This window comes from Frigoribacterium sp. Leaf415, from assembly GCF_001424645.1.
In the GTDB taxonomy this organism is placed as follows: Bacteria; Actinomycetota; Actinomycetes; order Actinomycetales; family Microbacteriaceae; genus Frigoribacterium.
Window position 1 is genome coordinate 1,566,703 of record NZ_LMQR01000001.1, and the last position, 19,470, is coordinate 1,586,172.

General features: G+C 73.3%; 18 protein-coding genes. 10 read left to right on the plus strand and 8 right to left on the minus strand.

Going from position 1 to position 19,470, the window contains the following annotated elements; genetic code table 11:
- Positions 1–36: 36 nt before the first annotated feature.
- The gene (locus ASG28_RS07190) at positions 37–1,386 is read left to right on the plus strand and encodes an ABC transporter permease (protein WP_055973530.1); all 1,350 of its coding nucleotides are present in this window, start codon (positions 37–39) and stop codon (positions 1,384–1,386) included.
- 19 nt (positions 1,387–1,405) lie between these two features.
- Positions 1,406–1,639, plus strand: a complete 234-nt coding sequence (locus ASG28_RS07195) for a hypothetical protein (protein WP_055973533.1) — start codon at positions 1,406–1,408, stop codon at positions 1,637–1,639.
- A gap of 24 nt (positions 1,640–1,663) precedes the next feature.
- On the opposite strand, the gene ASG28_RS07200 is transcribed toward ASG28_RS07195, so the two are convergent.
- Together ASG28_RS07200 and ASG28_RS07205 are read right to left on the minus strand one after the other, a co-directional pair.
- Positions 1,664–1,963 (minus strand): hypothetical protein, encoded by a 300-nt coding sequence (locus ASG28_RS07200; protein ID WP_055973536.1) that lies wholly within the window; start codon positions 1,961–1,963, stop codon positions 1,664–1,666.
- Between the two features lie 128 nt (positions 1,964–2,091).
- The gene (locus tag ASG28_RS07205) at positions 2,092–2,589 is read right to left on the minus strand and encodes an 8-oxo-dGTP diphosphatase (protein ID WP_055973538.1); all 498 of its coding nucleotides are present in this window, start codon (positions 2,587–2,589) and stop codon (positions 2,092–2,094) included.
- 107 nt (positions 2,590–2,696) lie between these two features.
- Here ASG28_RS07205 and ASG28_RS07210 point away from each other — a divergent pair, with 107 nt between their 5' ends.
- The 5 genes from ASG28_RS07210 (at position 2,697) to ASG28_RS07230 (ending at position 6,737) form a co-directional block, all read left to right on the plus strand.
- Entirely contained in the window at positions 2,697–3,050 is a 354-nt protein-coding gene (locus ASG28_RS07210) for a hypothetical protein (RefSeq protein WP_235477668.1), read from the plus strand.
- Between the two features lie 48 nt (positions 3,051–3,098).
- Positions 3,099–3,629, plus strand: coding sequence for a hypothetical protein (locus tag ASG28_RS07215; RefSeq protein WP_043596432.1), 531 nt, complete (start codon positions 3,099–3,101; stop codon positions 3,627–3,629).
- A 101-nt stretch (positions 3,630–3,730) separates the two neighbouring features.
- A complete protein-coding gene (locus tag ASG28_RS07220) occupies positions 3,731–4,009 on the plus strand; it encodes a hypothetical protein (protein WP_055973541.1) in 279 nt (92 codons plus the stop codon).
- A gap of 20 nt (positions 4,010–4,029) precedes the next feature.
- On the plus strand, positions 4,030–6,138 hold the full coding sequence (locus ASG28_RS07225; RefSeq protein ID WP_055973545.1) for a S9 family peptidase: 2,109 nt from the start codon (positions 4,030–4,032) through the stop codon (positions 6,136–6,138).
- Between the two features lie 5 nt (positions 6,139–6,143).
- A complete protein-coding gene (locus ASG28_RS07230) occupies positions 6,144–6,737 on the plus strand; it encodes a DUF1697 domain-containing protein (RefSeq protein ID WP_055973548.1) in 594 nt (197 codons plus the stop codon).
- A gap of 407 nt (positions 6,738–7,144) precedes the next feature.
- Here the strand turns inward: ASG28_RS07230 and ASG28_RS07235 are convergent, their stop codons facing one another.
- Positions 7,145–8,755 (minus strand): CYTH and CHAD domain-containing protein, encoded by a 1,611-nt coding sequence (locus tag ASG28_RS07235; protein WP_055973551.1) that lies wholly within the window; start codon positions 8,753–8,755, stop codon positions 7,145–7,147.
- 74 nt (positions 8,756–8,829) lie between these two features.
- Between ASG28_RS07235 and ASG28_RS07240 the strand changes: the two genes are divergently transcribed.
- Entirely contained in the window at positions 8,830–10,185 is a 1,356-nt protein-coding gene (locus ASG28_RS07240) for a maltokinase N-terminal cap-like domain-containing protein (protein ID WP_055973553.1), read from the plus strand.
- A 93-nt stretch (positions 10,186–10,278) separates the two neighbouring features.
- Here the strand turns inward: ASG28_RS07240 and ASG28_RS07245 are convergent, their stop codons facing one another.
- Entirely contained in the window at positions 10,279–12,036 is a 1,758-nt protein-coding gene (locus ASG28_RS07245) for a pyruvate dehydrogenase (protein WP_055973556.1), read from the minus strand.
- A gap of 83 nt (positions 12,037–12,119) precedes the next feature.
- Between ASG28_RS07245 and ASG28_RS07250 the strand changes: the two genes are divergently transcribed.
- The gene (locus ASG28_RS07250; protein ID WP_055973558.1) at positions 12,120–12,392 is read left to right on the plus strand and encodes a mycoredoxin; all 273 of its coding nucleotides are present in this window, start codon (positions 12,120–12,122) and stop codon (positions 12,390–12,392) included.
- A gap of 10 nt (positions 12,393–12,402) precedes the next feature.
- Positions 12,403–13,458 carry an NAD-dependent epimerase/dehydratase family protein gene (locus tag ASG28_RS07255; protein WP_235477669.1) on the plus strand — a complete coding sequence of 352 codons (1,056 nt, stop codon included), beginning with the start codon at positions 12,403–12,405 and terminating at the stop codon, positions 13,456–13,458.
- A 136-nt stretch (positions 13,459–13,594) separates the two neighbouring features.
- Here ASG28_RS07255 and ASG28_RS07260 read toward each other — a convergent pair whose 3' ends face one another.
- The 4 genes from ASG28_RS07260 to ASG28_RS07275 form a co-directional block, all read right to left on the minus strand.
- Complete coding sequence (locus tag ASG28_RS07260) at positions 13,595–13,990, minus strand: VOC family protein (protein WP_055973561.1); 396 nt, start codon at positions 13,988–13,990, stop codon at positions 13,595–13,597.
- 118 nt (positions 13,991–14,108) lie between these two features.
- Positions 14,109–16,241: a DEAD/DEAH box helicase gene (locus ASG28_RS07265; protein WP_055973564.1), complete on the minus strand. Its 2,133-nt coding sequence runs from the start codon at positions 16,239–16,241 to the stop codon at positions 14,109–14,111.
- Positions 16,242–16,688: 447 nt separating this feature from the next.
- On the minus strand, positions 16,689–18,161 hold the full coding sequence (locus tag ASG28_RS07270) for an FAD-dependent oxidoreductase (protein ID WP_055973567.1): 1,473 nt from the start codon (positions 18,159–18,161) through the stop codon (positions 16,689–16,691).
- Positions 18,162–18,246: 85 nt separating this feature from the next.
- Positions 18,247–19,443 carry a phosphotransferase family protein gene (locus ASG28_RS07275; RefSeq protein ID WP_055973569.1) on the minus strand — a complete coding sequence of 399 codons (1,197 nt, stop codon included), beginning with the start codon at positions 19,441–19,443 and terminating at the stop codon, positions 18,247–18,249.
- Positions 19,444–19,470 lie beyond the last annotated feature (27 nt).

Genomic DNA, 19,470 nt, shown 5'->3' on the forward strand with positions numbered 1-19,470 from the left:
ACGGGAACACGACCGAGAGCAGGAGGGCGCGGCACCGTGGCGACCACGACGAACCAGACGACCACGGACCCCGCGGGCGGCCCGGCGAAGCCCGAGCCCGGTCGCTACCGCCGCTGGTACTCGACCCTCCACCCGTCGTTGCAGCTGATCGGCCTGCAGCTCTGGCTGCCGCTCTTCTTCATCGTCGGTTTCTGCCTCTGCTACATCGCGGCCTTCCATGCCCCGCACCCGCACGACGTCCCCGTCGCCCTCGTCGGATCGTCGTCGGCCGCCGTCGACCTCCAGACGAGCCTCGACGAGGCCCGCCCCGGCGTGATCGACGTCCGCGCCTACGGTTCTGCCGACGAGGCCGAGCAGGCGGTGCTCGCCGGTCACGTCGCCGTGGCCTACGACCCGGCCGACACCACCGTCTACACGGCGAGCGCCCACCAGTACCAGGTCGCCGCCCTCATCCCGGCGACGATCACCCCCGTGCTCGAGGCCCAGGGGGTCACGCCCACCGTCACCGACCTGGCCCCCCTGCCCGCGAACGACGAGTACGGCACCGTGTCGATGTACCTGATGCTCTCGTGGTGCATCGGCGGCTACATGGTCGCGATGTTCATCGGGCTGATGGGCGCCCCGCTGCGCCATCGCACCCGGGTGACCGTGATCGGCGTCGGCGGCGGCGTGATCTCGCTCGTGACGAACGTCCTCGCGGGGCCGGTGATCGGGGCCGTCGACGGGCACTTCGTGCCGCTCTTCTTCATCGCCTGGGCCTGGATCATCGCGATCGGCCTCGCGGTCAACGGCATCAGCTACTTCGTCGGACGGTTCGTCGCCCTGCCCGCCATGATCGTCTTCGTCTTCCTGTCCATGCCGTCGTCCGGCGCCGCCTACCCCGCGTGGTTCATGCCCCAACCGTTCGCGTGGCTCAACGCCGTCGTGGTCGGCAGCGGCATCACCGAGATGCTGAAGCGCGTGCTCTACGGCGTGGGCCCCGGGTACGGCCGCGGCGTGACGATGATGCTCTGCTACGCCGCCCTCGGCATCGTGCTGATGATCGTCGGCAAACGCTGGTGGGAGAACCGTCGCATCGCCCGCATCGTCTCGGGTCGCACCACGATGTTCGCCGACGCCCAGAACGCGAACCGCGAGTTCCTCGTCGCCGAGCGCGACGAGGTGCTCGCCCGCCACGGCCTCGTGGCGACGGACACGGGCACGATCAACACGATCCCCGAGGACGAGCGCGGCGATCTCGGCGATGCCGGCGAGCGGGGCGACATGTTCCTAGGCGCACCCGGGGGGCTCGAGAACGACGAACTCTCGACGCGACCCGTGCGGGTCGTGCCGAGCGACCGGGCCGGGTCGGCGCACCCCGCGCGAGGCTCCGGTGCGGCGCGCTGAGGCGGTACCCTCGACGCTCGTGACCACGAACACCCTGCATCGTCTGCTCGTCGCCCTCGTCGTCCTGCTGCTCGTCGCGGCCGGGACGCTCTACGTGCTCTCGGTCACGCTGGCACCACAGGGTGGTCCCGACGTCGCGGCACGCTTCGTCGGCTACGCGTGGATCGCGGTCGTCGGCGCCGTGCTCACGGGTGTCGTCGACTTCTTCGTGCGGGCGGGGCTGTCCGGCACCAGGACTCGACGCGGGCGCTGACCCCGAGCGGGTGAGGTACCGGTCTCAGACGAGTCGGGCCTCGGCGGCCGACGCACGTCGCTCGGCCAGCTCGTTCGCGGCGAGGCGTTCGATGCGGTGCCACCGCGCGGCCGTGGCGGCCATGCCCGCGACGAGGGCGACCACGCCGAGGCTCGAGAGTGCCAACAGGATGCCGCCGAACGCCGCTCCGACCACGACGGCGACGAGGCCGAGGGCCCAGGCGACCGCGGGCAGCCACAGCGGCAGCGACAGGTGGCGGGGCGCCGTGGCGGTGCCGGCCGCGCTCCGGACCGTGGTCGTGGTCAGGCCGTCGTAGCTGGTCATGTCGCTCCCCGTGAGATCCGTCCGACGGCGGGGGTGTCCCCCGGAATCCGTCTCGGGTCCGACCCTAAGCGGGGCGCGCCGCCGCCGCGCCCCCCTCTGCGAGGGCCACGCGTCCGGGCCGGAACGCCTCAGGGACCAGCATGTCCGGCGGGGAGAGGGGCCTCGGAGGCCACCGTCGCGAGGTCGGCCGCGAAGACGAACGTCCGGGCGACCCGTCCCCCGGCGAGCACCCCGGGCAGCCAGCGCGACGCGTCGTCCCACATCTCGTCCAGGGGCAGGTCGCCGAGGTCGAACCACCGCGGCACCAGCTCGTCGCTCTCGGCCGGTTCGCCGCGCCACGTGGTGACGACGAAGACCGTCGACCGCTGGCTCCAGCTCTCGCGGTGCGGGAAGAGGTAGAGCAGGTCGCCCCGCCGGTCGAGGTCGGACGCGACCACCTCGACGCCGCTCTCCTCGGCGATCTCGCGGACCACCGCCTCCTCGACCCCCTCGCCCGGCTCGAGCTTGCCGCCGAGGCCGACCCAGTGCCCCGTGCCGAGTCCGCGCTTCTTGCGACCCAGCAGCACCTGCGTGCGACCCTCGTGTTCCCGCAACAGGTAGGCGACGCAGACGCGGTAGACCGGCATGACGGCAGGCTATCGGCTGCCCTCCCGCCCGCAGGACGGACGGACGACAGGAGGCGCGGGGCGGGTCCCCGGGAACGGCTCGGCGGCTCGCGCGTAGGCTCGTCGGCATGTCCGAAGCACGATCGAGCGAGGGGCGACGCCCCGGGCCCGAGTTCCGCGGTGCCGGTCGCAGCCTCGAGGTGCTGCGCGCCGAGGCCCACGACGAGCTCTCCGCCCTCATCGAACTGCGCTGCCGCAACGGAGAGGACCCCTGGGACGTCATCCCCGGGCTGCCCACCGTCGACGAACAGGTCGTCATCTCGCTGCGGGCCGACGCCCTCGGCACCGACGGCGTGCCGACCGCGACGGGGCTCGGGCTCGCCGACGAACTCGGCTACCTGCGCACCATCGCCTTGTGGCACCCCGAGCTCTCACGGGCCGTCTGGTCGCTCATGGGTCGGCTCGACGACGCCTCCCGCTGACGACGCTCCCCCGCCCCGCCTGTCGGTGGTGCGCCGTAGCGTGACCCCATGAGCTGGTGGGACGTCGTGACGGTGACCGTGGGTGCCTTCGTGGGTGCCGGGGCGGCGTTCGCGTCGAACCTGCTCGTGCGTCTGATCGAGTCGCGGCGGCGCGAGGCGTCCGCCCTCAACGAGCTGATCACCGAGATCCACTTCCGGCGCGTGCTGCGCCGGGTGGCGCCGAGGCTCAGCCCCAACCCCCGCGCCCTCGACCCCGTCTACGAGCAGGCGCGTCATTCGATCTCGGCCCTCCGGGGCGAGATCCGGCGGGCCCGACGAGCACTCCGCCCCCGCTCGTCGGCCCTACCCGTGCTCAACGAGATGACGCTCGCCTGCAACACGTTCCTCGACGACAGCGACGACGCTCCCGAGCGCTACCGCCTTCACCTCATGCAGCTGCACGCCCGGCTGAACGCTTCGGTCCGACGGCTGAGGTCCGACCGCCGGTCCATCTCCGACCTCGAACCCGGAGAGGCTCACCTCGGCGCCACCGTCCAGGGGTTGACCGCGCCGACCACGGCCTTGCCGGTCGACGACTGACCGCCGGGTCGGGCGGTGACCCACGGCAGGGCCGAGCCCCGGCAGGGCCGACCCACGGCAGGGCCGGACGTCGCCGAGGAGGCGCGGGTACCGTCCCCGACATGAGCGACCGCGACGAGACCACGACTCCCGACACCACGGCACCCCGCGACGGCGCGTCGGCTGCGCCCGACCCCGCCGGGCACGACGTCGACGCCACGTACACCGTCCCCGGTACGCACTCCGAGTCGGCGGCCGAGAAGGCCGGCACCCCCGAGCAGGCGATCGACGAGGCCCGCGAAGGCGAGGCCCCCGACCCGGCCGACGTCCACGTCGCCTCGGACGAGTACCCCGAGGTGCCGGCCTTCGGCGGCATCACGGCCAGCGACCGCTCGATCTGAGCCGCCGTTAGGCTCGGGTGATGGCCTCCGTTCCTGCTCCCCGCGCCCCCCAGAAGCCCGTCACCCGCTCGCACCACGGTCACGACTTCGTCGACGACTACGAGTGGCTCCGTGCGAAGGACGACCCCGAGGTCGTCGCGCACCTCGAGGCCGAGAACGCGCACACCGAGGCCGAGACGGCCCACCTCGCCGACCTGCGGCAGACGGTCTTCGACGAGATCAAGGGCCGGGTGCAAGAGACCGACCTCGGCGTCCCCGTCCGCGAGGGCTCGTGGTGGTACTACTCGCGCACGGCCGAGGGGCAGCAGTACGGCATCCACTGCCGCGCGCCGATCGCCGGGCCCGACGACTGGACTCCCCCGTCGATCGAGGCGGGCGAGGCCGCCGAGGGCGAGCAGGTGCTGCTCGACGGCAACGTCGAGGCCGAGGGTCACGACTTCTTCTCGATCGGCAGCTTCGACGTCTCGCCCGACGGATCGCTGCTCGCCTACGCGGTCGACGTCGAGGGCGACGAGCGCTACACGCTGCGCATCCGGGACCTGGCGACCGGTCGTGACCTCGACGACGTGGTCACCGGCACGGCCGCCGGCGCCCTGTTCGACGCCACCGGCCGCTACGTCTTCTACCCCACGGTCGACGAGTCCTGGCGGCCCGACACCATCTGGCGGCACGAGGTCGGGCAGCCCGGCGACGACGTCACGGTGTTCACCGAGACCGACGACCGCTACTGGATCGGGGTGGGCCTCACCCGCAGCCGCCAGTACCTCGTCGTCGACGTCGGCTCGAAGATCACCAGCGAGACCTGGTTGCTCGACGCGGCCGACCCGACCGGCGAGTTCCGGGTCGTGTGGCCGCGTCGCGAGGGCGTCGAGTACGACGTCGAGCACGCGATCGTCGCGGGCAGCGACCGCCTGCTGATCGTCCACAACGACGGCGCCGAGAACTTCGAGCTGGTCGACGTGCCGGCCGACGACCCCACCTCGACGACCGACCGCCGCGTGATCGTCGAGCACCGCGCCTCCGTCCGGCTCGAGTCCGTCGACGCGTTCGCCGGGCACCTCGTGGTCGAGTACCGCCGCGACGCGCTGCCGCGCTTCGCCGTCGTGCCGCTCGGACCCGACGGCTACGGCGACGTGGCCGAGGTCGGCTTCGACGAGCCGCTGTTCGCCGCCGGCGCGGGTGGCAACCCCGAGTTCGACCAGCCGACCGTCCGCTTCGGTTACACCTCGTTCGTCACCCCGTCGACGGTCTACGACCTCGACGTCCGGACGGGCGAGCGTCACCTGCTCAAGCGCCAGAACGTCCTCGGCGGCTACGACCCGGCCGACTACGACCAGGCCCGCGAGTGGGCCACGGCGGCCGACGGCACCCGCGTGCCCGTGTCGCTCGTCTGGCGCCGTGACGCCGTCCCCGCCGAGGGGCCCTCACCGGTGCACCTCTACGGCTACGGCTCGTACGAGCACAGCATCGACCCGGGCTTCAGCGTCGCCCGCCTGTCGTTGCTCGACCGTGGCGTCGTGTTCGCCGTGGCCCACGTCCGCGGCGGCGGCGAGCTGGGACGCTCGTGGTACGAGGACGGCAAGACGCTCACCAAGAAGAACACCTTCACCGACTTCGTCGCCGTCGCCGACCACCTGATCGCCGAGGGTCGCACGACCCCCGAGCTGATGGTGGCCGAGGGTGGCAGCGCCGGCGGCCTGCTGATGGGCGCGGTGGCGAACATCGCTCCCGACCGGTTCGCCGGCATCGTCGCGGCCGTCCCGTTCGTCGACGCGCTGACGAGCATCCTCGACCCCGACCTGCCGCTCACCGTAATCGAGTGGGACGAGTGGGGCGACCCCCTGCACGACCCCGAGGTCTACGAGTACATGCGCGGCTACAGCCCGTACGAGAACGTCCGGGACGACGTCACGTACCCGCGCATCCTCGCCGTGACCTCGATCAACGACACCCGGGTGCTCTACGTCGAACCCGCCAAGTGGGTCGCCAAGCTGCGCGAGGTCGACGCGCCGGTGCTGCTCAAGACCGAGATGTCGGCCGGGCACGGCGGCGTCAGCGGCCGGTACGAGTCCTGGCGTGAGCGGGCGTTCGAGATCGCGTGGATCCTCGACGTGCTCGGGCGCGCCTGACCGTCGTGGACCACACTGCCCTGCTGCGGGGCGTCAACGTCGGCACGGCCAAGCGGGTGGCCATGGCCGACCTGCGCCGCGTCGCAGCCGACCTCGGCTTCGAGCACCCCGAGACGCTGCTGAACAGCGGCAACCTGGTCTTCGGTGCGTCGTCCGTGCTCGGTGCCGACGACGCGGCGGGGCTACGAGCGGCGATCGCCCGGGCCACCGGTGTCGACGCCGACCTCGTGCTGCTCGACGCCGAACGGTTCGGGCGGCTGGCCGTGGCGAACCCGCTGCGCGACGACGGGAACGACGGCCGCGAGGCGCGCGACGACAGCCCGGCGCCCGAGGGGCGCGAGGGGCGCGAGCCGAAGCTGCTGTCGGTGGCGTTCGCCGAGGTGCCGGGCGCGCTCGACGGGGTCGCGCCTCCGGACGTCGACCTGGGCGACGAAGAACTGGTCGTCTCGCCCGACGCCGTCTACCAGTGGCTGCCGGCGGGCGTTCTCGCCTCGCGGGTTCCCGCCGCCTGGTGGCGCGGACTGCCGACCCCGGTCACGGCCCGCAACGACGCCACCGTCCGCAAACTCGAGGCCCTGCTCGCCCGCCGCGCCCCCTGACCCCGTCCCTGCCCGGCCCGGCCCGCCCCGCCCTGCCTGTCCTGCCCTGTGCACATCGCGACCACCGGGCGACGACACGCCGCTCATGTCTCCTTGGGTGCGGCGTGTCGGGCCGCCGATGTCGGGTTCGGCCCGCCGTCGGAGGGACGCACGGTCGGGTTCGGCCCGCCGCCCGAGGTACGCACGGTCGGGTCAGGCCCGTCGCCCGAGGGAAGCGCGACCCGGCCGTCCTGACCCGGCCGTCCTGACCCGACCGGCGTCGGCGGGCCGTCCGAGAACGGGCGAGTCCGACGCATGCGGGCGGGCGAGATCGACCGTCCGCCACGAACAAGCCCGTGTTCGGCCTCCGGCGCGGTCGGCGGCGGCACGCCCACCGGCCTCCGGCCTCCGGCCTCCGGCCTCCGCGGTCAGAGTCGTCGGGCAGCGCGGCGCAAGCGGCGGAGGGCGTCCTCGGCCTGCCGCACCTCGAGGATCGCCAGCACGCCGTAGCCGAAGGCGTCCTCGCCGGACCGGTGGGCGAACGCCGCGACCTCGCGCACCGTCCGCACCGCGGCCAGGGCGTCCCGGTGCTCGCCGAGGGCGTCCTGCACGGCCTCGGCCCGGCGCGCACGGCCGCGACCCGACCCGCTGCGGGGCCGATCGGCCTCGAGGGCGTACCGCAGCCGCCGGGCGGCCTTCCGCCCCGCGTGCAGGGCCGGGACCGCCTCCGCTCCGGTCTCGCGGTCCGTCGCGTCGAGGGCCGCGAGCCCCGCCCGGACGGCCCGCTTCGCCCGCTTCCGCTCGGCCCGCAGCCGCGCGGCCGAGAGCTCGGCCGCCGGGTCCGCCGCATGCTCCCCCGTCGCCGGAGCCGCCACGAGCGCGTCCACCGCGTCCAGCAGGTCGAACCAGGCGCCCGAGTCGAGCAGGCGTCGCACGTCACCGACGGCCTCGCCGCGTCGTTCGCCGAGCCGGGCGTCGAGCCGCCCCGTGGCCTGGGCGGCCACGAACCCCACCGGAGCCGAGGAGGCGCGGGTCGCCACCCGGCCCCGGGCCACCTCGACGTCGCGCGCGGCCCCCGTCACGTGGCCGACGTGGGCCGCACTCGCCACGACGGTCGCGGCCAGCCCCGGGTCGAGGACGCCGTCCCACACCGTCAGGAGGACGCGCAGCCGCCGCGTCGTCGTCCGGAGCCGGTGGACCGCGTCCGGCTCGTCGTCGCGCACGGCGGCGTCGACCGCGAGCAACTCGTCGCGCAGGCCCGCCGCGGCGGACGCGACGAAGGCCGCGGCCGACTTCTTCTTCGGGGCCGGGGCAGCCGGGGCCGTCGAGACCTCCGCCCCGCTCGTGCCGTCGCCGGAGTCCGCCCCTGACACGGCCGGCTCGGAGCCCAGCCCGCGCGCGAGCTTCGACTTCGACGACGAGACCGACGCCCCGGCCGACTCGAGCCGTTCGGCGACGGCGTCGAGCAGCAGCTCGCCCTCGTCTCCGTCGACGCCCGGGGCCAGCTCGACCTCCCACTCGCGCCAGGTGCGCACCGCGGCCGTGTCGGGGTTCGACGCCCGCACGACGTCGTCGGCGAGCTCGGCCAGCTCGCGGCCCGAGCCGTCGAGCAGGCGGGTCACGGTGCGCGTCGTCTCGAGTCGCAGCACGGGGTGCACGGGCCGGCCCCGCAGCCGCGCCTCGACGAGCCGCCGCAGGGCGTCCGGCACGGGCTCGTCGGGGTCGCCGAGCGGCCAGTGGACCTCGCGGCGCCCGGACCTGCCGGCCGACGGCGGCAGCTTGAGGTGCCAGCCGGCGTCGCCACCGCCCTCGCGCCTCCTGAGGGTCGTCCGGGCCCCGAGCAACGTGTGGTCGACGGTGTCCCAGTAGGTCGCGGCGAGCTCGACGGGGTCGTCGTGCCCGAGGCCGACGACGACCGGCGCATCGGTGCCGGTGCCTCCCCCCACCCCGGCCAGGTCGGGCACCCCGGCACTCTCGTGGACGTCGTACTTGCGCTCGATTTCGGTCTGTTCGGTGCGGCGCGGGGATGCGGTGCTCATCACCCCGTTGTAGTCGAGGGGGCTGGTCGGCCGCCTCCCGGACCCCGCGGGGCGCCCCGGCGTAGGGTCGTCGCATGAGCGATGTGGCCCCGAGCCTTGCCGGATGGATGGCGCGACAGCGCTGGTACGCGACGAAGGGACGGACGCCCGCCTTGCGGGTGATCGGCTCGTTCGAGGCCGAGGTGGACGACGCCCTCGCCATGACGCTGCTGATCATCGACGAGGCGGCCGACGTCCCCGTCCTCTATCAGGTGCCCCTCGTGAGCCGAGCGACTCCCCTGCCCGGCGGCGACGCGGCCTTCATCGGCTCCGCCGACGGTCGCTACCTCTACGACGGGCCGCACGACCCGGCCTACGCCCGTGAGCTGCTGCGCTCGATGTCGGCCGAGGCACACGTGGCCGGTGCGGACGTCACGGTGGACGGCACACGCATCGTCGACCCCGGGCAGGTGCGCCGCTCGCGCGTCCTCTCGGGCGAGCAGTCGAACACGTCGATCGTCTACGACGTCGAGGGCGGCCCAGTCGACCAGGTCATCGCGAAGGTCTTCCGCGTGCTGCACCACGGCGACAACCCCGACGTCACCACCCAGGCCGCCCTGACCCGGGGCGGCTCGACCCACGTCCCCTCGTCGTTCGGCTCGCTGCGGGCGACCTGGCCCGACGTCGGACGCGAGGGCGGCACGGCCACCGGCCACCTCGCCTTCTCCCAAGAGTTCCTGCCCGGCCTCGAGGACGCCTGGCGCGTCGCCCTGACCGCCGCGGCCGACGGCACCGACTTCACCGCCGAGGCCCACGCGCTCGGCGTGGCCGTCGCCGAGGTGCACGCGACCCTCGCCACCGACCTCGGCACGGTGCCCGCCGGCGACGACGAGATCGCCGGGGCCCTGACGAGCATGCGTCGGCGCATCACGACCGCCGCGCGCGAGGTGCCGCAGATCGCCGAGCACGCCGACGCGATCGGAGCGGTCTACGACGCGGCCGAGCACCTGCACTGGCCCGACCTGCAGCGCATCCACGGCGACCTGCACCTCGGCCAGGCCCTGCTCTCGCCCGAGCGCGGCTGGATGCTGATCGACTTCGAGGGCGAGCCCCTGCGGCCGATGCCCGAGCGCTCACGCCCCGACCTGCCGATCCGCGACATCGCGGGCATGCTGCGGTCCTTCGACTACGTCGCCGGCTCGCTTGCGCAAGAGGACGTCCCCGTCGACGCCAAGGCCTGGGCGCACGACGCCCGTCGCGCGTTCGTCGACGGGTACGTCGCCTCGTCCGGAGTCGACGTCCGTGCCGCCCGCGCCCTGCTCGACGCGTTCGAGATCGACAAGGCCGTGTACGAGGCGATCTACGAGAGCCGCAACCGGCCCGACTGGATCGACATCCCGCTCGCGGCCGTCGCCCGTCTCGCGGCACGCAGCGCCCCCGCCGCCGGCTGAGCCGGGCGGGCAGGGTCGCGAGGCGTCCCGCGCGTCACGCACCGCGCCTCCTGACCCCTCGAGAGCGAGGACGCAGGAGGCGCGGCGACGGTTTCAGGGACGGGGCACGTTGCGCAGGTTCGACCGCGCCATGGCCACGGCCTCGCCGGCCCCGCCGTTCATGACGATCTTCGACATGGCGAGCGAGAAGCCCTTCACCTGGGCACCCGTGATCGTCGGCGGCAGCGACAGCGCCTTGGGGTCGGTCGCGATGTCGACCAGCGCCGGGCCCTCGTGCTCGAAGGCGGCCTCGTACGCGGCCCGTAGGTCGCGAGGGTCGTCGACGTGGACGGCGTGGATGCCGATCGCCCGCGCCACGGCGGCGTAGTCCGTGTAGGGCACGTCGACGCCGAAGTCGGGGAACCCGTCGACGAGCATCTCGAGCTTCACGAGGCCCAGCGTCGAGTTGTTGAAGACCACGATCTTGACCGGCAGCTGGTACATCTGCGCCGTCACGAGCTCGCCCATCAGCATCGACAGTCCGCCGTCGCCCGAGATCGAGACGACCTGGCGGTCGGGGTAGGCCATCTGCGCGCCGAGCGCGTGCGGCAGGGCGTTGGCCATCGAGCCGTGCAGGTACGAACCGAAGATGCGACGGCGCGGGGTCGGTGTGACGTACCGGGCGGCCCACACGTTGCCCATGCCCGTGTCGGCGGTGAAGATCGCGTTGTCGGCGGCGACCTCGTCGAGCAGCGAGGCCGCGTACTCGGGGTGGATCGGCCGCATCTTCTCGACGTTCTTCGTGTAGGCCCCGACCGCACCCGTCATCAGCTTCTCGTGCTTCTTGAGCGTCTTGTCGAGGAACTTCCGGTTCTTCTTGCGGGTCACGAGCGGCATGAGCGCCCGTAGGGTCGGGGCGATCGCACCGTGCACGGGCACCTGCACGTCGGCGCGACGGCCGATGACGGCGGCGTCGACGTCGACCTGCGCGATGGTCACCTTCGAGGCGTCGGGCAGGAACTGCGGATACGGGAAGTCGGTCCCGAGTAGCACGAGCAGGTCGGCGTCGTGGATGCCGGCGTGGGCGGCCCCGTAGCCGAGCAGGCCGGTCATGCCGACGTCGAACGGGTTGTCGTACTGGATGACGTCCTTGCCGCGCAGGCTGTGCCCGATCGGGGCGGCCACGAGGTCGGCCAGCGCGATGATCTCGTCGTGCGACCCGCGGCCGCCCTCGCCGACGAAGAACGCGACGGTGTCGGCCTGGTTGATGGCATCGGCCAGGGCCTGCACGTCGTGCCGGTCGGGCACGAGCTCGGGCGGGCGGACGCTGACGTACGCGGGCACCTTGCCGCCCGCGTCGAGCTCGGCGATGTCGCCCGGCAGCGTGATGACGCTGACGCCCTCGCCCGCCAGGGTGTGCCGGATCGCGCTGGCGACGACCATCGGCGACTGCTCGGCCGTCGAGATCATCTCGCTGTAGCCCGAGCACTCGACGAAGAGGCGGTCGGGGTGGGTCTCCTGGAAGTAGTCCGAGCCGATCATCGTGCTCGGGATGTGGCTCGCGATGGCCAGGACCTTGGCGCGGCTGCGGTGGGCGTCGTACAGGCCGTTGATCAGGTGCAGGTTGCCCGGCCCGCACGACCCGGCGCAGACGGCGAGTTCGCCGCTCATCTGGGCGTCGCCCGAGGCCATGAACGCCGCGGCCTCCTCGTTGCGGACGTGGATCCAGTCGATCCCGCCCTTCGCCGACCCGCCGGTGCGACGCACGGCGTCGACGATCGGGTTCAGGCTGTCGCCGACGATGCCGTAGATGCGCCGGACCCCGGCGGTGACGAGCTGGGCGATGATCTGGTCGGCGACCGTGTCTGCCATGGTGTTCCCTTCGTGGTGCGTGCTGGTACGCCTCCCAGCCAACTCCCCCGGCGCTCACCGCCGACCGGGCTTAGCCTGGGGCCATGAGCGACATCGCGAGCACGTACGTCCCCGACTCCGGCAGCATCACCATGTTCAGCACCTCGTGGTGCGGCTACTGCGCCCGACTCAAGCAGCAGCTCGGCAAGCAGGGCATCGCCTTCACCGAGGTCAACATCGAAGAGGTGCCGGGCACGGCCGAGATCGTCGAGAAGGCCAACGGCGGCAACCAGACCGTGCCGACGATCATCTACCCCGACGGCTCGACGGCCACGAACCCGTCGCTCGCCGACGTGCAGGCCAAGCTCGGTCTCTGACATCGCGATCGTGGGTTCGACCGGCGTGGGCTCGGCCTCGGCCTCGGCCCCGGCCCCGGTGCGTCCGCTCCGCCTGCTGGCGCTCGGCGGCACCGCCTGGCTCGGCCGGACGATCGTCGAGGCGGCCCTCGGGCGTGGTCACGACGTCACGTGTCTCGCCCGGGGCGCGTCGGGCGGCGTGCCCGAGGGCGCGACGTTCGTGCGGGCCGACCGCGGCACGTCCGGGGCGTACGACCCCGTGGTCGAGGGCGGGCGACGCTGGGACGCGGTCGTCGACCTGGGTCGCGACGCGTCGCACGTCCGGGACGCCGTGGCGGTGCTCGAGCCGGCCAGCGCCTCCTTCGTCTTCGTGTCGAGCGTCAGCGTCTACGCCGACACGGCCACCACCGGGGCCGACGAGTCGGCAGCCCTCGTCGACGCCGACGAGGCGGATTACGGCGGGTCCAAGGTCGCGGCCGAGCGGGCCGTCGTCGACGCGTTCGGCGCCGACCGGTCGCTGATCGTGCGCGCAGGGCTCATCGGCGGACCGGGCGACCACACGGGTCGCACCGGCTGGTGGCCGCTCCGCTTCGCCCGGGCTGCCGCGTCGACCGCGCCCGACCCGGTGCTCGTGCCGGACGTCCCCGGTCTCGACGTGCAGCCCGTGGACGTGCGCGACCTCGCGAGCTGGATCGTCCTGGCCGCCGAGCGCGGCCTCTCGGGAACGATCGACGCGGTGGGCGAGCGGCAGTCGCTGGTCGACCACCTCGCCGCGGCCCGTCGGGTCGCCGGGCACACGGGCGAGGTCGTCCCGGTCGACGAGGCCTGGCTCGAGGCGCACGAGGTCGGGCCGTGGGCCGGGCCCCGGTCGATGCCCCTCTGGGTGCCCGTCGCCACGCACGCGGGCTTCGGTGCCCGGTCAGGAGGCGCGGGTCGGGCCGCGGGCCTCGTGCCGCGCCCCGTGGACGAGACGCTGCGCGACGTCCTCGCGTGGGAACTCTCGCGTCCCGGCCCGGTCGGCCCCCACGGCGCGGGGCTCGAGCCCGACGACGAACGCGACCTGCTCGCCGCCGCCCGCGCCCGCTGAAGACGACCGGCGCGGCAGGCCGGCACGTCGTCCCGGATCGTGACACCCGGGGATGCAGGAACGGGCGAGTCCGTGTCGGACGGTCCGTCTCGACGGACCGTCGGGCACGAACCCGCCCGTTCTGCGGGCGCTGAGGTCAGTCCTGTGCCGGCGGGGCGAAGAACTCGATCTGGTTGCCGTCGGGGTCCTTGATCATCAGGGCGTGGCCGAAGTCGACGTCCTGCAGGTCGGACTCGATGCCGACGGACGTGGCGTGCTCCTGCCAGGCGACGACGCCGGCGCGGTCGGTCACGGCGAGACCGATGTGGTCGAGCCCGGGGACGGTCGGATCGAAGGCCGCGGACGAACCGTCGGTGTAGGCCGTCACCCCGAGGATCTGGCCGTTGCCGACGGAGAAGATGCGGCGGTCGAGGCCGTCGAGCTCGATGCGGCCGACCGGGCCGGCACCGAGCAGCTTCTCGTAGAAGGCGAGGCTCGCGTCGAGGTCGGAAACGGTGATGGCGACGTGGGCGTAGCCGGAGAGTTCGGGCATGGGGTGCTCCTTCGGTGGTCGGGTGTTCTCCGACCACCGAACCCCTGCCCGCTGGGAGGGCACGGAACGGGGTACCGATCGGGGGTCGCGTCCGTCGTCGACGCGACCCCCGGCCGGGTCAGGCCTCGAGGGCGTCCGTGAGCAGGGCGACCAGGGCCGAGAGCTGCACGTCGACGGAGTCGACGACCTCGGAGTCGTCGCCGTCGAGTGCGCGGGCGGCGAGGCCGGCCTTGCTGTCGATCAGTTCGGCGATCTTCGTGTCGATCGTCTGCGCCGCGATGACGCGCCACGCCGTGACCGGCTCGGCCTGGCCGATGCGGTGCACGCGGTCGATGGCCTGCGTCTGCTCGGCGTCCGTCCACGACAACTCGGCCAGCACGACGTTCGAGGCGACCTGCAGGTTGAGCCCGACGCCGGCCGCGGTCAGCGAACAGACGACGACCTCGACCTCGGGGTCGTCGACGAACGCGTCGATCTGCCGCTGACGGACGGCCGGGGTCTGGTCTCCGCGGATCGACGAGTACTTGATGCCCCGCTTGGCGAAGGTGGCCTCGGCGACGTCCATGACGTCGATGTGCTTGGCGAAGAACACCACCTTGCCGACGTTGCGGGCGAGCTGGGCCGTGTAGTCGGCGGCGAGGCCGGCCTTGGCCTGACCGATGCGTCGCACCATGCTGAAGACGTTCTCGCCGGTGCTCGACGCGCTGGCGTCCTCGAGCTCCCACTTGGCGACCTGGCGGACGAGGTCGTGGTCGATGCCCTCGACGCGAACGCCCGACGTGCGGGTGGTGAGCGCGGTGCGGTACTTCTGCACCATGCGGCGGGCCAGCTCGCGCTCGGCGTCGCGGATGGACCGGCCCACCTCGTCGTCGAGCTCGACCGGCAGGTCGGCGATGCGACGGGCGGGGATGTCGGAGGCGACGTCGACCTTCTTGCGGCGGACGATGCCGAGATCGATCACGATCTCGCGTGCCGACGAGAAGAACCCGGGATCGGCAGGGGTCAGGCCGACCTCTTCGAGGCGCTCCATCAACTCGGCGTTGGGCTTCTTGTCGCCGATCCAGCCCAGGAACTCCCAGATGGCGCGGAAGTCCTCGATGTCGTTGATCAGCGGGGTGCCGGTCAGCGCCATGAGCAGGGGGTGCGCGGTGCGCGACCGGATGCGCTGGGCGAGCTGCAGCACGTGGCGCGACCGCTGGGATTCTTTGTTCTTGATGAAGTGGGCCTCGTCGACGATCATGCCCTTGAAGCCGAGGTCGCCGAGCCAGCCGACGTGACGGTCCAGCACCTCGTAGTTGACGATGACCACGTCGGCGAAGGCGTCGAGCTTCTCACCGTCGCCGTGGATGACGGTCGCCGTGCGCGTCGGCGTCCACAGCTGGACCTCGCGGGCCCAGTTCGTCTTGACGACGTTCGGCACGACCACGAGCAGCGGGTACGCGGCGGCCGCCTGCGCGGCCAGCAGGGCCTGGGCGGTCTTGCCGAGGCCGGGCTCGTCGGCGAGCAGGTAGGTGCGGTGGCCCTGGCGGGCGGACTCGACGAGCTGAGCCTGGTGGTGCATCAGGGTGGCGCCCGCGGGGGCGTCGACCGTGGTGGGCTCGGGCAGCGGCATGCAGGCCGAGCCGCCGCCGGCGCCGTACTCGAAGGACTTGAAGAGGGGGCCGAAGAGCTCCCAGTTGGCGAGGCGACGCGGGTGCGCCTCGCGGGCGACCTCGGCGAGGGCGAAGTCGGGCGGCAGGAACGGGTTCGCCAGCTGTCGCGAGATGACCGACTGCGGGACGACCTGCCGCTCGGAGGTCGGCACCACCGGCGCGGCCTCGGTGACGATGATCTGCTGCTCGGGCTCGAGTTCGAGCCCGGCCGACATCTGCATGTCGCGCTTGAGGGTCTTGGCCGCCTCGCTGACCGTCGCCTGATCACCCAGCAGGGTGATCAGCGACGTGTCGCGGGCGGCGGTCTTGGCGAGGATCTGCGCGACGCCGTCGAGTCGCTTCATCTGCTCGGCGCGCTCGGACTCGCTGATGGCCTTGTCGACCTTGACCCGGGCGCGTTCCTCGCGCATGAGCAGGGCGATGACCTGGAACTTGGTGCGGCTCGAGGGCTTGACCTGACCGCGTTGCGCGGCAGCCTCGACCTCGCGCACGGCGCGGGCGAGGACGGGGATGAGCCCGTCGTTGTCGACCTCGCGGCGACGGTTCGGACGCTGGGCGGTGCGGGTTCCACCCGATTGACGCTGGCCTGGTCGAGCCAAGGCTCCTCCTCGTGGTCGACGCGGGGCGTCGACGGTGCTGTGCCGCCATGTCGGCGGTGGGTGCTGCGCGGGACACCGAGAGGCTCGGCGACCCGGACGGACGGCGACCGTGACGGTCGCGCCGGATGCGTGCGGGGCGGGGTGCCGCGCGATGGACAGCTGTACCGGCTTCGCGACGGGCGACCTTCGTGGCGGGCAGTCCGACGACGGCGCGTGCCCCGAAGCCCCGTCACGCCGAGGTGTCGACTCGCACCGAAGGAGGCGCGGACCGGAGAACACCCGGGCGGTGAAGCTGGGGACAGTTTACGCGTACGACGCGCCGGTACGCCACCAGCGCCTCCTCGTGTCTCGCGGGCCGGCGACCGCGGTCGGTCGCCGCGGGTCGGTTGTCACGGTCGGTCGCGGCGGGCCGGTTGTCGCGGTCGGGCGCCGCGGGTCGGTAGCCCGTCAGCCGCGGCGACGCAGGCCGCGGGTCGCGGGCCCCTCGAGCACGCTGCCGTCGGCGGCGAACCGCGAACCGTGCAGCGGGCAGTCCCACGACCGTTCCGAGTCGTTCCAGGTGACGATGCCGACGAGGTGCGGGCAGATCGCCGACACGGTGCACACCTCGCCGTCCACGGTCGAGCGCGCGACCGGGGCGAAGCCGCCCGAGCGTCCGACCTCGCCCTGTCCCTCGGCGGGGGCGACGGCGACCAGCCGGCGGGTCATCGCGCCGGCCCAGCTCTTGGCCGCCCACCAGGCGTCGGCCGCGTTGATCCCGATTCCGGAGGCGATGGCGATCGGCGTGGTGACCCTCTTGTGCAGCGTGGTCATCCACGGCTGCGGATCGCCGAGCACGTCCGAGACGAGGGTCATCGCCGCCTGGACCGCGTTCGTCAGCCCCCAGTGCTCGTACCCGGTCGCGAGGTAGATCCGCCCGCGACCGCGCGGCAGCCAGCCGACGAACGGCACGTGGTGCGGCGTGCCGTAGTCCTGACCGCTCCACGAGTGGGTCAGCCGGGCACCGGGCCAGTGGCGCGTCGTCCAGTCGGCGAGGTCGTCGACCAGTGCGCTCGTCGAGGAGGCGCGGCCCACCGGGTGCCGGTTGCCCCCGGTCACGAGGCGGTCGCCCACCGCGGAGAACGACCGGGTGGGACCGTCGACCGCCTGGTACATGCCGTCGGGCAGGTCGTAGGCGCCCTCGAAGGCGAGGCCGTAGGAACGCTCGCTGCGGAGCTTCGCGAAGTAGAGGCCGCGGTCGAGCACGGGGCTGCCGGTGGTGACGTGGACCCGGTGGCCGCGGACGTCGGGGCCGTCGCTGTGGGTCACCGTCGGACTGGTCGCGTCGACGCCGGTCACGCGCACGCCCTCGACGACGACGCCGCCGAGGGCCCGGACGTCCGCCACGAGCGCGGCGATCGCCTGCATCGGGTCGAACTGCGCTTGGTCGGGCAGCCGCAGCCCGCCCGTGGTGCCGAACGGCAGGTCGAGGCCGAACTCCTTGACGACGGGTAGACCGGCCTTGCGGGCGACGAGGTACTCGTCGTCGACCGTGGCGATGCCGCCGCGGGTCGTCGAGTAGCTGAACGCGTCCCGGCGCTCGACCTCGACACCGGCCTCGTCCAGGTAGTCGACCATCCAGTCGAAGCCCGCCCGGTTGCCCGCGACGTAGGCGTCGACGACGCTCTGGTAGGTGTTCGTGCGGATGCGCTGGAGCTGCTTGCCCTGCAGCAGCGACATCGACGCCGTGCCGCTGCCGCTCGCGACGCTGCCCACCGAGCGCGCCTCCAGGACGGCGACACGATGGCCGCGCCGCGCGAAGAGCAGGGCGGTGACCAGGCCGGTCAGGCCGCCGCCGACGATCACGTCGTCGTAGACGGTCTCGGGGTCGATCCTGTCGGTCGTGACGTCGTGCGCGGCGTCGAGCCAGGGTGACGGCATGGGGCCTCCAGGTGCGCGGGTGGGTGCTGCGCGCCACGGTAGGCCCGTCGGCCGGTCCGTGTGTGTCCGACGGAGAGACCGCGGGTCAGGCAGGGCGGGCGAGCGTGCCGGCGGCGGCACCGATCAGCTGGACGGCCTTGCGGCGGCCGGTGTCGGTGCCGAGGGTGGCCTGTCCGCCGGCGTGGGCGAGCAGCTGCGAGGCGACGCCGGGCGCGAGCCGGTCGGCGAGGCCGGGCATGCGGTCGACCCAGGTGCGCGTCACGTCGTCGGCGAGGCCCTCGCAGGCGCGGGCCTCTGCCTCGTCGCCGTTGCCCCGGTGCCACTGCCCGGTCACGACCAGGTGGGCGACGAGGGCCGCGGCGTCGCGGGCCGGGTGCCCGAGCCCCGCGGTGTCGACGTCGAGCAGACCGGTGACCCGCCACGGCTCGGACGGGTGCACGAACAGCTGCTCGAGGTGCAGGTCGCCGTGGATCACGGCCAGGGCGTCCGAGGCGGAGGAGGCGCGGCGCCGGTCGATCTCGTCGTAGAGGCCGTCGATCTCGGTCGCCCGGTCGGGCAGCCCGGCTCGCAGCGTCGAGCGGTGCCAGGCTCCGTGGTCGAGGGCGTCGGACTGCGCCCGGGCGGTCACCTCGACCCGGGCGATGCGCGTGCCGAGGTCGACCATCTGCTCGACGAACCGGGGGTCGTCGGCGAGTTCGACGACACGCTGCCCGGCCGGCACCCCGGGGACGCGCTCGAGGACGAGCAGGCCGTCCGGTCGCGACGCGAGCACGGCGGGCACCGGCAGCCCCTGCGCCCGGAACGCCTCGTGCAGGGCGACGATCGGCCCCACCCGGTCGGGCCGGACCACCTTGAGGAAGACGGTCGTCTCGGCGGCGTCGAGGCGGATCACGGCCCGCTTGCCGGGTCGGTACGCCGCGACGCTCAGACGGGGTTCGGTGACGACGACGCCGAGGGCCGCGAGCGCGTCGGCCACCCGGTCGGGGTAGGTGGCCCCGGCGAGCGCCGGCAGCATGGGGTCGGCCGGGTAGGCCCAGACGGCGAGCGGCTGACCGGTGGTCGGGTCGCGGGTGAGCACCGACGACGCGTCGGCGGCCCGGGTGTCGGTGTCGATGAAGGTGAGCACGGTCGAGGTCGCGCCGGCGGGGTCGACCGTGTCGACCTCGTAGCCGTAGAGGAACCCGGCGCCCGAGGGCTCGACCGAGTGGGGTCGGAAGGCGACGACGGTCAGCCCCGAGTTCGCGAACGCGGCGGGGAGCACCTCGGCGGAGTTGGGCCACACGGGGAGGCAGTCAACCAGCACCCGACC